At 71.1% G+C, this 13153-nt stretch carries 13 protein-coding genes and 1 riboswitch; of the genes, 8 read left to right on the forward strand and 5 right to left on the reverse strand.

From position 1 onward, the window contains the following. Window positions 1-119: 119 nt before the first annotated feature. Entirely contained in the window at window positions 120-1343 is a 1224-nt protein-coding gene (locus tag FNH04_RS28850; protein ID WP_322724132.1) for an NAD(P)/FAD-dependent oxidoreductase, read from the reverse strand. A 32-nt stretch (window positions 1344-1375) separates the two neighbouring features. Beyond that, window positions 1376-1726, reverse strand: a complete 351-nt coding sequence (locus FNH04_RS28855; protein ID WP_322724133.1) for a hypothetical protein — start codon at window positions 1724-1726, stop codon at window positions 1376-1378. Between the two features lie 51 nt (window positions 1727-1777). After that, a riboswitch (TPP riboswitch) is annotated at window positions 1778-1888 on the forward strand. Between FNH04_RS28855 and thiO the strand changes: the two genes are divergently transcribed. The 5 genes from thiO (at window position 1886) to FNH04_RS28880 (ending at window position 7629) form a co-directional block, all read left to right on the forward strand. Continuing rightward, window positions 1886-3052, forward strand: a complete 1167-nt coding sequence (gene thiO / locus FNH04_RS28860; RefSeq protein ID WP_152788719.1) for a glycine oxidase ThiO — start codon at window positions 1886-1888, stop codon at window positions 3050-3052. (Overlaps the previous riboswitch by 3 nt.) A gap of 20 nt (window positions 3053-3072) precedes the next feature. After that, the gene (thiS, locus tag FNH04_RS28865) at window positions 3073-3273 is read left to right on the forward strand and encodes a sulfur carrier protein ThiS (protein ID WP_152788720.1); all 201 of its coding nucleotides are present in this window, start codon (window positions 3073-3075) and stop codon (window positions 3271-3273) included. 3 nt (window positions 3274-3276) lie between these two features. Further along, entirely contained in the window at window positions 3277-4071 is a 795-nt protein-coding gene (locus FNH04_RS28870) for a thiazole synthase (protein ID WP_152788721.1), read from the forward strand. Window positions 4072-4205: 134 nt separating this feature from the next. Further along, window positions 4206-6119, forward strand: coding sequence for a Stk1 family PASTA domain-containing Ser/Thr kinase (gene pknB / locus FNH04_RS28875; protein WP_322724135.1), 1914 nt, complete (start codon window positions 4206-4208; stop codon window positions 6117-6119). Between the two features lie 640 nt (window positions 6120-6759). Continuing rightward, window positions 6760-7629 (forward strand): deoxyribonuclease IV, encoded by an 870-nt coding sequence (locus FNH04_RS28880; protein WP_322724136.1) that lies wholly within the window; start codon window positions 6760-6762, stop codon window positions 7627-7629. Window positions 7630-7769: 140 nt separating this feature from the next. Here the strand turns inward: FNH04_RS28880 and FNH04_RS28885 are convergent, their stop codons facing one another. Beyond that, on the reverse strand, window positions 7770-8432 hold the full coding sequence (locus FNH04_RS28885; RefSeq protein ID WP_152788722.1) for a sulfite oxidase-like oxidoreductase: 663 nt from the start codon (window positions 8430-8432) through the stop codon (window positions 7770-7772). A 175-nt stretch (window positions 8433-8607) separates the two neighbouring features. Between FNH04_RS28885 and bfr the strand changes: the two genes are divergently transcribed. After that, on the forward strand, window positions 8608-9087 hold the full coding sequence (gene bfr, locus FNH04_RS28890) for a bacterioferritin (RefSeq protein WP_152788723.1): 480 nt from the start codon (window positions 8608-8610) through the stop codon (window positions 9085-9087). Here the strand turns inward: bfr and FNH04_RS28895 are convergent. Next, entirely contained in the window at window positions 9084-9335 is a 252-nt protein-coding gene (locus FNH04_RS28895; RefSeq protein ID WP_322724139.1) for a (2Fe-2S)-binding protein, read from the reverse strand. The two genes, bfr and FNH04_RS28895, sit on opposite strands and share 4 nt — an antisense overlap. A gap of 157 nt (window positions 9336-9492) precedes the next feature. Continuing rightward, window positions 9493-10845 carry a class II 3-deoxy-7-phosphoheptulonate synthase gene (locus FNH04_RS28900; RefSeq protein WP_322724140.1) on the reverse strand — a complete coding sequence of 451 codons (1353 nt, stop codon included), beginning with the start codon at window positions 10843-10845 and terminating at the stop codon, window positions 9493-9495. Between the two features lie 132 nt (window positions 10846-10977). On the opposite strand from FNH04_RS28900, the gene FNH04_RS49505 reads away from it, so the two are divergent. Both FNH04_RS49505 and FNH04_RS28910 read left to right on the forward strand, forming a co-directional pair. Next, window positions 10978-11040 (forward strand): trp operon leader peptide, encoded by a 63-nt coding sequence (locus FNH04_RS49505; protein ID WP_152788727.1) that lies wholly within the window; start codon window positions 10978-10980, stop codon window positions 11038-11040. 118 nt (window positions 11041-11158) lie between these two features. Continuing rightward, the gene (locus FNH04_RS28910; RefSeq protein WP_152788724.1) at window positions 11159-13039 is read left to right on the forward strand and encodes an anthranilate synthase family protein; all 1881 of its coding nucleotides are present in this window, start codon (window positions 11159-11161) and stop codon (window positions 13037-13039) included. Window positions 13040-13153: the final 114 nt, after the last annotated feature.

Raw genomic sequence — 13153 nt, forward strand, 5'->3', positions numbered from 1 at the left:
GTTTTCACGCCTTCTCCGAGGCCCTCCGGGCGAGGATCGGGTCGCGTACGGGGTACGCCGCTCGGGCACCGGCTGATACCGCCGTCGGGGTCGCGCCTCGTGCCAGGAAGTGCGCACGACTACGCCGTTGCCGCCTTCAGGGGCCGTGCCGGGTCCGACAGCAGGTCCGGGTTCATCAGGGCGCCCGACTCGATGAGACGGCGGCCCTGTGCCAGGTCACGGGGCCGGCCGACCGCGAGCAGGGCGACGAGGCGGCCCTCGCGGAGCCAGCAGACCGCCCAGGCGGCGCCCGCCGGATCACCGCGCCACACGGTCGTGTCGGCCGAGGGGTGATGGCCGGCGTACTGGACGAAGCGGCCGAACTGCTCGGACCAGAAGTACGGGACCGGGTCGTACGGCGCCGGGGACTCGCCGATGATGTTGGCGGCCACCGTGCGGGGGCCCTGGAGGGCGTTGTCCCAGTGGTGGACGAGGAGGCGCCGGCCGTACCTCCCCGAGGGGAAGGAGGCGCAGTCGCCGACCGCGTAGACGTCCGGCGCGGAGGTGCGCAGATGGTCGTCGGCCACCACCTCCCCGTGCCGGCCCAGCTCGATCCCCGAGCCGCGCAGCCACGCCGTGGCCGGGCGCGCCCCGATGCCCACGACCACCGCGCCCGAGGGCACGCGCGTGCCGTCGTCCAGGACCACCGTTCCGGCCTCGACGCGCTCCACGCGCGCGTGGGTGCGAAGGACCGCCCCACTGTCCGCGTACCAGGCGGCCATGGGTGCCGCCACCTCGGCGGGCAGGGTGCCCGCGAGCGGCCGGTCGGCGGCCTCGACCACGGTCACCGCGCAGCCCGCCTCCCGCGCGGCCGTGGCGAACTCCGCCCCGATCCATCCGGCCCCCACGACCACGATGTCGTGCTGCCGGGCCAGGACGGGCCGCAGCCGCTCCGCGTCGTCCAGCGTGCGCAGCAGATGCACTCCGGGCACGCCCTCGACGCCCGGCAGCCGGATCGGTTCCGCGCCGGTCGCGAGGACCAGGAGGTCGTACGGGACCGGGCCCGTCGCCGTGTCGAGTTCGTGGTCCCCGGGGCGGACGCCGAGCACCTCGCGGCCGAGCTGCAGCTCGATGCCGAGCGCCTCGAAGTCGACGTCGAAGGCCGAGTCCTCGGCCTTGCCGAGCAGGACGGCCTTGGACAGCGGTGGCCGGTCGTACGGCTGATGGGGCTCCGCGCCGATCAGCGTGACGGCGCCGGTGAAGCCCTTCTCCCGAAGGACGACCGCGGTCTGCACCCCGGCCATGCCCGCGCCCACGACGACGATGCGTCGCTCCGTCCCCCGCTCCCTTGTCTGCTCGCTCACCTGATCACCATAGACACCTGACAATTCGTCAGTCAGCGGTCGTGGTCAGTGACCTGTTCCACAACACTCGTTCCGCTTCCCGGCTGCGACTCCCACTCCCAGCTCTCCTCCAGGCGTACGCGCCCGTCGGGCAGCTCGGTCACCAGGGACACACAGTGCCCGGACGACGTCGTACCGTCCCGCTTCAGCTGCACGTACCGGAAGTCCAGCCGGTCACCCTCCCGGGTACCCACGAGGTGGCCGCGTACGACATCGCCGCCCGTGTACTCGGCCCAGATCTCGCCGTCCTTCTCGTGGTACGTGAACCGGGTGCGCGTACCCACCTGGCCTGGGGCTTGGTCCTCGACGGGGGCGAGGACGAGACCGTCGAGCGAGCGCGGCACGGGCGGAGGCTCCCTTACTGAGGCGAACGGCACGGGCTAGGGTGGCCAACGTAGAGCACTCGCGGGAGCCCGGCGCACCGGGCTGAGAGGGAGGCTGGCGGCCTCCGACCGTACGAACCTGATCCGGGTCATGCCGGCGAAGGGAGGGGCTGGACGCCCATGTCGCGTACACGTACATCAGACGTCCTCGTCGTGGGGGGCGGCATCATCGGGCTCGTGACGGCGTGGCGGGCCGCGCAGCGCGGGCTCACCACGGCCGTCGTGGACCCCGAGCCGGGTGGCGGGGCCGCACAGGTGGCGGCCGGGATGCTGGCCGCGGTGACCGAACTGCACTACGGGGAGCAGACGCTGCTGCGCCTCAATCTGGAGTCCGCGCGCCGCTACCCGGACTTCGCGGCCGAGCTGACCGGGGTGACGGGTCTGGACCTCGGTTACCGCCAGTGCGGCACGCTGGCGGTGGCGCTGGACGCCGACGATCGCGCCCACCTGCGCGAACTGCACGCGTTGCAGCGGCAGTCGGGCCTGGAGTCGGAGTGGCTGAACGGGCGCGAGTGCCGCCGTCTGGAGCCGATACTCGCCCCGGGCGTGCGCGGCGGGCTGCGCGTGGACGGCGATCACCAGATCGACCCGAGACGGCTCGCCAGGGCCCTCGTCGTGGCCTGTGAGCGCGCCGGGGTCGTCTTCCACCGGGTCCGGGCCGAGCGGCTGACGCTCGTCCGGGAGCGCGCCGCCGGGGTCAGGACCGCCGACGGCACCGACCTCACCGCCGGGCGGGTCGTCCTCGCCGCGGGCAGTATGAGCGGGCAGCTCGCGGGTGTACCGGACCATCTCCTGCCGCCCGTACGGCCCGTGAAGGGGCAGGTGGTGCGGCTGACCGTGCCGAAGCGGTATGCGCCCTTCCTGAACCGGACCGTACGTGCCGTGGTCCGCGGCAGCCGTGTCTACCTGGTGCCGCGCGAGAACGGCGAACTGGTCGTCGGCGCGACCAGTGAGGAACTCGGCTGGGACACCACGGTGACCGCGGGCGGGGTCTACGAGCTGCTGCGCGACGCCCATGAGTTGATTCCCGGGATCACCGAACTGCCGCTCACCGAGACCCGCGCGGGTCTGCGTCCCGGCTCCCCCGACAACGCGCCCCTGCTCGGTCCGACCGAGTGCGAGGGCCTTCTGCTCGCGACCGGCCACTACCGCAACGGCGTGCTCCTCACGCCCGTCACCGGTGACGTCATGGCGCATGCGCTGACCACCGGCGAACTTCCCGAGGAGGCCCGCGACTTCACCCCCCGGCGCTTCGGTGCCGCCGTACTGATGGAGCAGCCCGCATGAACGGTCATGGAGCAGTCCGCATGAACGTCTCGGTCAACGGCGAGCGGCGCCGGGTCGATCCGGGCACCGCGCTCGACTCGCTCGTGGCGTCCCTCACCACCGCCCCGTCGGGCGTCGCCGCCGCGCTCAACGAAACCGTCGTCCCGCGCGCGCGGTGGTCGTCCACCCCCCTCTCCGAGGGAGACCGCGTCGAAGTCATCACCGCCGTCCAGGGAGGCTGACCCATGGCAGACGACCCCTTCGTCCTCGGCGGTACGGCCTTCTCGTCCCGCCTGATCATGGGTACGGGCGGCGCGCCCAGCCTCGATGTCCTGGAGCGCGCGCTCGTGGCGTCCGGCACGGAGCTGACCACGGTCGCGATGCGCCGGGTGAACCCGGAGTCCCACGGCTCGGTGCTGTCCGTGCTGAACAGGCTCGGCATCCGCGTACTGCCCAACACGGCGGGCTGTTTCACCGCGGGTGAGGCGGTGCTGACCGCCCGCCTCGCGCGCGAGGCGCTCGGCACCGACCTGGTGAAGCTGGAGGTCATCGCCGACGAGCGCACCCTGCTGCCCGACCCGATCGAACTGCTGGACGCCGCGGAGATCCTGGTCGACGACGGCTTCACGGTGCTGCCGTACACCAACGACGACCCGGTCCTCGCGCGGAAACTGGAGGACGTGGGCTGTGCCGCGGTCATGCCGCTGGGCTCGCCCATCGGGTCGGGTCTCGGGATCCGCAACCCGCACAACTTCCAGCTGATCGTGGAGCACGCGCGCGTGCCGGTGATCCTGGACGCGGGCGCCGGTACGGCCTCCGACGCCGCGCTCGCCATGGAGCTGGGATGCGCGGGTGTGATGCTCGCCTCGGCCGTGACCCGTGCCCAGGAGCCGGTACTCATGGCCGAGGGCATGCGGCACGCGGTGGAGGCCGGACGGCTCGCGTACCGGGCAGGGCGTATTCCGCGGCGCCATTTCGCGGAGGCGTCGTCCCCGGCTGAGGGGCGCGCGCAACTCGATCCCGAGCGCCCCGCGTTCTGACCGACCGCGAGCGCCTCGTGCTCCCGCCCGGGCGCCCCCGCTGACGTCGCACAACAGTCACAGGTGTGCTGCATTACGCATCCCACGCCCCGGAACTGACGGCGCTGACAGTGGCGGCCCCTACACTCGCCTCCGTGGACACGACCCTTCAGGACCCGCTTGTCGGCCAGGTGCTCGACGGTCGCTACCGCATCGACGCGCGGATCGCTGTCGGCGGGATGGCCACGGTCTACCGGGCCGTGGACACCCGCCTCGACCGCGTGCTCGCGCTGAAGGTGATGCACCCGACACTGGCCGCCGACGGCTCGTTCGTCGAGCGCTTCATCCGCGAGGCCAAGTCGGTGGCCCGTCTCTCGCATCCCAACGTGGTGGGCGTCTACGACCAGGGTGCGGACGGGTCGTACGTCTATCTCGCGATGGAGTACGTCGCCGGGTGCACCCTTCGTGACGTGCTGCGCGAGCGCGGGGCCCTGCAGCCGCGGGCCGCGCTCGACATCCTGGAGCCGGTGCTGGCCGCGCTGGGGGCCGCGCACCGCGCCGGGTTCGTGCACCGCGACATGAAGCCGGAGAACGTCCTGATAGGGGACGACGGCCGGGTCAAGGTCGCCGACTTCGGTCTCGTGCGGTCCGTGGACACGGTGACGAGCACCACGGGCGCCGTCCTCGGCACCGTCTCGTACCTCGCCCCGGAGCAGCTTGAGCACGGCACGACCGACCCCAGGGTCGATGTGTACGCGTGCGGGATCGTCCTCTACGAGATGCTCACCGGTGGCAAGCCGCACGCCGGGGACTCCCCCGCCCAGGTGCTCTACCAGGCGCTGAACACGGACGTGCCGCCGCCGTCGGCCGCAGTGCCCGGGCTGGCGTACCAGCTGGACGAGTTGGTGGCGTCGGCGACCGCCCGCAACCCCGATCTGCGGCCGCACGACGCGGTGGCGCTGCTCTCGCAGACCCGGTCGGCTCGGGCCGGGCTGAGCGCCGAGCAGCTGGACGCCGTGCCGCCGCAGGCGATCGCCGGGGGCCGCGACAACTCCGGGGACCGGACGAGTGTGATCCCGCGTTCGCTGTCCGTACCGCGGCTGCTGCCGGTCAACGAGGACGACGGGGTGCACCGGACGAACCGGTTGGAGAGCTCTCCGGTCCCGCCCCGGCGGGGACCCGGCGCGCCTCGGCGCGGGCTGCTCGCGATCGTCGCCGCCGTGCTGCTCGTGCTGGGCGTCGGCACGGGGATCTGGTACATCAACTCGGGCCAGTTCACGACGGTCCCGACGGTGCTCACACAGACCCAGGCGAAGGCGACGCAGCGGATCGAGGACGCCGGGCTCGAGGTGAAGATCAGGCGCGAGTTCCACGACACCATCGAGCGCGGCAAGGTGATCGCGACGGACCCCGAGCCGGGCAGGCGCATCCGGAACAACGACGTGGTCACGCTGACGATCTCCAAGGGCCCGGAAACCGTGAAGGTGCCCGAGCTCCAGGGCGTGCCGCTGAGCGAGGCGAAGGACCGGCTGAGGAAGGCGGGTCTCGAACCGGGCCTGGTGACCCGGGCGTTCAGCACTGAGATCCCGGGCGGCTCGGTGATCGGCACCGATCCGGGGACCGGCACCGAGCGCCGCTCCGGCTCGGTCGTCGCGCTGACCGTCAGCAAGGGCGCGCCGGTGGAGGTGCCGGAGGTCACGGGCACGTCGGCCGAGGAGGCCAGGGCGGAGCTGGAAGCGGTCGGTCTGAAGGTGAAGATCGCCCAGCAGCAGGTCAACTCGGAGTTCGACAAGGGCCAGGTCGCCCAGCAGTCGCCGGCCGCGGGCAAGCAGGTGGGCGAGGGCGACACGATCACACTGACGATCTCCAAGGGCCCCGAGATGATCGAGGTCCCGGACGTCGTCGGCGACAGCGTGGACGACGCCAAGCAGCAGCTCGAAGCCGCAGGTTTCAAGGTCGACGAGGACCGCGGCCTGCTCGGCTTCTTCGGCGACGAGGTCAAGAGCCAGTCGGTCGACGCCGGCGAGAAGGCCCCCAAGGGCTCGACGATCACGATCGAGATCGGTTGACGGTTCCCTCCGGGGACCGCGCGGAGGGTCGCGGGCGAGCGGCTGCGGGCATGCGCCGGAGCACGGGGTGACCGCGGCTGGACAGCTCCGGAATCCGGGGTGACAGCGACTGCTCGGTTCCGGAGGCCGGGCACCCGCCACTGGACAGCCCCGGAGTCCAGGCGACCGCGACTGCACGGCCCCGAGTTCGGGCGGCCCCCCCGGGACAGCTCCCCCGGAGGTGTGCCGGCTCCGTGGACAGTGCCCCGTCGACAGACCGGCGGTGGTTGGCTCCCGGAGGCCGCCGGTCCGCGACAGGCTGCCGCCAGGGATACGTCCTGGTCCGTCGGCGGGCTCCCAGGGCCGCGCCCCGGTCCATCGGCCGGGGTCCGGTGGCTGGCGCTCAACCTGCCCAGGGGCCGGGTCCTGCGAGTCTCCCGCGCTGCGGGCGTCGCCGCCATGACCGGCGTACGCGCCCGCCGCCGAGCGGATCACCCGCGCCGAACCGCACCGAAGGGCTCAACCGCGGCCAGAGTCCCAGAGGCCCCGCCCCGATGCCGCGCCGCTCCAGCACGGCCAGCACGGCCAGCACGGCACCGGTGCCCGCCCCCCTTCCGGATCCCCCCACAGGACGCCGAAGGCGCCGTGACACCCTGTTGGGGTGACACGCACGTACCTTCGTAATCCCGTCGGCAGTCATGTCCCCGTGGCCGGGGGGCTTCACTCCGTCGGGCTGGGCTATGCCCGTGACCTCAAGGCCGAGACGGTGCAGGTCTTCGTGGCCAATCCGCGCGGGTGGGCGACTCCGGTGGGGAATCCCCGGCAGGACGAGGCGTTCCGTGAGGCGTGTGCCGTCGAGTCGATCCCGGTGTACGTGCACGCCCCGTATCTGATCAACTTCGGTTCGCACACGGAGGCCACGGTCGAGAAGTCCGTGGAGTCCCTGCGCCACTCGCTGCGCCGGGGCCGGGAGATCGGCGCCCTGGGCGTGGTCGTGCACACCGGGAGCGCCACCGGTGGACGGGAGCGCGCCGTGGCGCTCAAGCAGGTGCGCGAGTACATGCTGCCGCTGCTGGACGAGTTGACCCACGACGACGATCCGTACCTCCTGCTGGAGTCGACCGCCGGCCAGGGGGCCTCCCTGTGCTCGCGCACCTGGGACTTCGGGCCGTACTTCGAGGCGCTCGACTCGCATCCCCGGCTGGGTGTCTGCCTGGACACCTGCCATGTCTTCGCGGCGGGCCACGACCTGGCGGAGCCGGGCGGCATGCACGAGGCCCTCGACCTGCTGGTGGACACCGTCGGCGAGGGCCGCCTGAGACTGATCCACGCCAACGACTCCAAGGACGTCGCCGGAGCCCACAAGGACCGCCACGAGAACATCGGCGCCGGCCACATCGGCGAGGACGCGTTCCGCGCGCTCATGACCCATCCCGCGACCGAGGGCGTTCCTCTCGTCATCGAGACACCTGGTGGCAAGGAGGGGCACGCGGCGGACGTGGAGCGGCTCAAGAAGCTCAGGGAGGCGTGACCGGACAGCGACGCAGGGCTCGAGCAGGGCTCGAGCAGGGCTCGAGCAGGGCTCGAGCAGGGCTCGAGCAGGGCTCGAGCAGGGCTCGAGCAGGGCTCGAGCAGGGCTCGAGCAGGGCTCGAGCAGGGCTCGAGCAGGGCTCAGAGCTCGGGGCCGTCCCCGGGCTCCTCCTGGTACGAGTAGCGCTGCTCCCGCCAGGGATCACCGATGTTGTGGTACCCGCGCTCCTCCCAGAACCCGCGCCGGTCGGCGGTCATGTACTCCACGCCACGGACCCATTTGGGCCCCTTCCAGGCGTACAGATGAGGTACCACGAGCCGCAGCGGAAAGCCGTGCTCCGCGGTGAGCAGCTCACCGTCCTTGTGGGTGGCGAAGATCGTGCGCTCGGAGGCGAAGTCCTCCAGCCGGAGGTTGGAGCTGTATCCGTACTCGGCCCAGACCATGACATGGGTGACACCGGGCGCGGGCGGCGCGGTCTCCAGGATCGTACGGGCGGGAACGCCGCCCCATTCGGCACCCAGCATGCTGAACTTCGTCACGCAGTGCAGATCGGCCACGACCGTGGCGTACGGCAGGGCCGTGAACTCCTCGTGCGTCCAGCAGTGCTTCTCACCGTCGACGGTGGCGCCGAAGACCCGGAACTCCCAGCGCTCGGGGCGGAACTTGGGGACCGGACCGTAGTGCGTGACCGGCCAGCCGCGCTGGAGCCGCTGCCCCGGCGGAAGCGGCGGCCGCTCCGCACCCCCGGATACTCGCTCTCGAGATGAGCGATCTCCAGACTCGCGCTCCACCGGCTGACCCATGACTCCATCCTGACAGACCCCGAGTGGCGGAGATGACCCGCCCCATCCCGACTCGGACAAATTGGACTAAGCATGCCCTTACTTACTAAGCATGCACTTACTGGACGGGGCCTCGACGGCGGTGAAATCATCAGCCCAACCTGCCTGTTCCCCCCACACGGAAGGAGCCGCTGCAATGCAGGGCGACCCCGAGGTCATCGAATTCCTGAACGAGCAGCTGACCGCCGAGCTGACCGCGATCAACCAGTACTTCCTGCACGCGAAGATGCAGGAGAACTTCGGCTGGACCAAGCTCGCGAAGTACACACGGTCCGAGTCCTTCGACGAGATGAAGCACGCGGAGGTGCTCACCGACCGGATCCTCTTCCTGGAGGGCCTGCCGAACTACCAGCGGCTGTTCCATGTGCGGGTCGGGCAGACAGTCAAGGAGATGTTCGAGGCGGACCGGCAGGTCGAGGTCGAGGCGATCGACCGCCTCCGGCGCGGAATCGAGGTGATGCGCACCAAGGGCGACATCACGTCGGCGAACATCTTCGAGTCGATCCTCGCGGACGAGGAGCACCACATCGACTATCTCGACACACAGCTGGAGCTGCTGGAGAAGCTCGGCGAACCGCTGTACATCGCCCAGCTGATCGAACAGCCGGAGAGCTAGGCGGCTTCCTCGAGCTTCTCGAACTCCTCGAGCCCTTCGAGCTCCGACAGCACCGGCCGGCCTCCGTCGACCAGCTCTCGGCGCGGGCACGCCCCCCGGCCGAGGATCGCCTGGATCCGGCGTACGCACGAGCCGCAGTCGGTGCCCGCCTTGCAGGCGGACGCTATCTGGCGGGGGGTGCAGGCACCGTTCTCCGCGTGCTGCTTGACCTGCTGCTCGGTGACCCCGAAGCAACTGCAGACGTACACGCGGTTCACCTCCCGCCGGGATTGGTCACTGTCGCCGTCCCGCTGATCGGTGAGGCTAACCTAACCTTACCCGGCCCGAAGGAGCCGCAAAAGTGGCAGGGGCGCGGATCGTCTGTGATCCGCGCCCCACTGCTCTCTTCTGTAACAGGCGAACCTCTTACTGGTCCCTGTACATCTCCGCCACGAGGAACGCCAGGTCCAGCGACTGGCTGCGGTTCAGCCGGGGGTCGCACGCCGTCTCGTAGCGCTGGTGCAGGTCGTCGACGAAGATCTCGTCGCCGCCGCCCACGCACTCGGTGACATCGTCGCCGGTCAGCTCCACATGGATACCGCCCGGGTGGGTGCCCAGCGCCTTGTGGACCTCGAAGAAGCCCTTGACCTCGTCGAGCACGTCGTCGAAGCGGCGGGTCTTGTGACCGGAGGCCGCCTCGAAGGTGTTGCCGTGCATCGGATCGGTCACCCAGGCCACGGTGGAACCGGAGGCGGTGACCTTCTCGACCAGCTCGGGAAGCCGGTCACGGACCTTGTCCGCGCCCATGCGGACAATGAAGGTCAGCCGACCCGGCTCGCGCTCCGGGTCCAGGCGCTCGATGTACTGCAGCGCCTCCTCGGCCGTCGTGGTCGGGCCGAGCTTGATGCCGATCGGGTTGCGGATCTGCGAGGCGAACTCGATGTGCGCGCCGTCCAGCTGCCGGGTGCGCTCACCGATCCACACCATGTGCGCGGAGACGTCGTACAGCTGCCCGGTACGCGAGTCCACGCGGGTCAGCGCCGACTCGTAGTCCAGCAACAGCGCCTCGTGCGAGGAGAAGAACTCGACGGTCTTGAACTCCTCCGGGTCCGTCCCGCAGGCGTGCATGAAGTTCAGCGCGTTGTCGATCTCGCGCGCCAGCTGCTCGTAGCGCTGCCCGGACGGGGACGACTTCACGAAGTCCTGGTTCCAGGCGTGCACCTGGCGCAGGTCGGCGTAACCGCCGGTGGTGAAGGCGCGGACCAGGTTGAGCGTCGAGGCGGAGGCGTTGTACATCCGCTTCAGGCGCTCGGGGTCCGGGACGCGGGCCGCCTCGGTGAAGTCGAAGCCGTTGACGGAGTCGCCCCGGTAGGTCGGGAGCGTCACGCCGTCGCGGGTCTCGGTCGGCTTCGAGCGCGGCTTGGAGTACTGCCCGGCGATCCGGCCGACCTTCACGACCGGCACGGAGGCCGCGTACGTCAGCACGGCGCCCATCTGGAGCAGCGTCTTGAGCTTGTTGCGGATGTGGTCGGCGGACACCGCGTCGAAGGCCTCGGCGCAGTCGCCGCCCTGGAGCAGGAACGCCTCGCCCTTGGCGACGGCTCCCATCCGGGCGCGCAGCTGGTCGCACTCGCCCGCGAAGACGAGCGGCGGATACGACTCGAGGTCCGCGATCACTGCGCGCAGAGCCTCGGTGTCGGGGTACTCGGGCTGCTGCGCCGCGGGCAGGTCTCGCCAGGTGTTGCCAGCGCTCGCGCTGGACTTAGCGTTCACGGTCACGGCGCCAACATTACGGGGTTGTGTCCGGCGTCTATCCCCTTGCTCATCAATTGAGACGAACCCCGCTCGATCGGAGCGGGGGCGCGCGCCGCGCGGTCCCCGGGGTGCGGGACATGGGGTAGGGTGCGGCGCATGTTCGCGCACTCGACCCAGAACCAGAACTGGTGGTGGACCGCTCATCCGGCGGCCCACTGACTGCGCGTACGCACGACTTCGCGAAGGCCGCCCGAGGGGCGGCCTTCAGTGTTTTCGCGACCGGGGCCGTTCCTCTCCCGCCAGATCCCCCTGAGCACCGAGAGAAGGAACCGGACCCATGAACCTGCCCGACCTGCTGGACGACCCCCGCCCCTTCGCCCTGCTGCGCCGCCGCGCGCCCGGCCGTGCCGCCGGGGCGGGCGACACGGTGGAGGTGCTGGTCGGCCCGGTCACGCCGTACGAGCGGCTCGCCGACCTCCCCGACGAGGGTCTGGCCCTCATCCCCTTCCGGCAGATCCGCGAGCGCGGCTTCGACGTCCGCGACGACGGTACGCCGCTGATGCTGCTGGCGCCGGAGGAGACGTACGAACTGCCACTGGAGCAGGCGCTGGCGGAGCTGCCCGCGCATGACGTCCGGGTCGAGGACGGCGGCTTCGACGTGGCCGACGACGCGTACGCCGGGATCGTCGGGCGGGTGCTGCGCGAGGAGATCGGGCGGGGCGAGGGCGCGAACTTCGTGATCCGGCGGACGTACGAGGGCGAGATCCCCGGCTTCGGCCGCGCCGACGCGCTGGCGCTGTTCCGGCGGCTGCTGGAGGGCGAACGGGGGGCGTACTGGACGTTCGTCGTGCACACGGGCACCCGGACCCTGGTCGGGGCGAGCCCCGAGGCGCATGTACGGATGTCCGGCGGGACCGTCGTCATGAACCCCATCAGCGGCACGTACCGCTATCCGGCCGAGGGGCCGACACCGGAGCGTCTGCTGGACTTCCTCGCCGACGGCAAGGAGATCGAGGAGCTGTCGATGGTCGTCGACGAGGAGCTCAAGATGATGTGCACGGTCGGCGACATGGGCGGCGTGGTCGTCGGGCCGAGACTCAAGGAGATGGCCCATCTCGCGCACACCGAGTACGAGTTGCGGGGCCGGTCGTCGCTGGACGTGCGGGACGTGCTGCGGGAGACCATGTTCGCGGCGACCGTCACGGGGTCGCCCGTGCAGAACGCCTGCCGGGTGATCGAGCGGTACGAGCCCCTCGGGCGGGACGGTGTCGGGCGCGGGTACTACGCGGGGGCGCTGGCGCTGATCGGCCGGGACACCGGTGGGGCGCAGACCCTCGACTCGCCGATCCTGATCCGCACGGCCGACATCGACGCGCGCGGGCGGCTGAAGGTCGCGGTGGGCGCCACGCTCGTACGGGGCTCGGACCCGAGGAGTGAGGTCGCCGAGACGCATGCGAAGGCGGCGGGGGTGCTGGCCGCACTGGGGGTACGGCCCGGTCGGCCCCGTGAGGAACGGGTGCGGCCGCGGCTGGCGGACGATCCGCGTGTGCGGGCGGCGCTCGACGGGCGGCGGGCCTCGCTGGCGCCGTTCTGGCTGCGGATGCAGGAGCGGTCCGCCGCTCTTCAGGGGCACGCCCTGGTCGTCGACGGTGAGGACACCTTCACGGCGATGCTCGCGCATGTGCTGCGCTCGTCGGGGCTGGAGGTGACGGTGCGGCGGTACGACGAGCCGGGGCTGCGAGAGGTGGTGCTCGGGCATGAGGGGCCGGTCGTGCTGGGGCCCGGGCCGGGTGATCCGTCCGACATGGGGGACGCGAAGATGCGGTTCCTGCGGGGGCTCACCGCGGATGTGCTGCGTGACCATGCGCACGGGGTTCTCGGTGTGTGTCTCGGCCATGAGCTGGTCGCGGCGGAGCTGGGGCTGGAGATCGTGCGGAAGGAAGTGCCGTACCAGGGTGCGCAGACGGAGATCGACTTCTTCGGGCGGGCGGAGACGGTGGGCTTCTACAACAGCTTCGTGGCGTACTGCGACGACGAGACGGCCGGGGAGCTGGCCGCTCATGGAGTGGAGGTCAGCCGGGCCGCGAACGGGGAGGTGCATGCGTTGCGGGGGCCCGGGTTCGCAGGGGTGCAGTTCCACCCCGAGTCGATCCTGACACTGAACGGGCCTGATGTGGTGCGGGAGTTGGTGGGACGGGTGCGGGGGGCGGCGGTGTAGCCCCAGGGGTTTCGTCGCCCCCGCCACCCCTACCCGTCCCGACCCCGCTCCTCAAACGCCGGACGGGCTGAAAATCAGCCCGTCCGGCGTTTGAGGACGAGACCTGTTCAGGGC

The organism is Streptomyces phyllanthi, assembly GCF_009377205.1.
Taxonomy (GTDB): Bacteria; Actinomycetota; Actinomycetes; order Streptomycetales; family Streptomycetaceae; genus Streptomyces; species Streptomyces phyllanthi.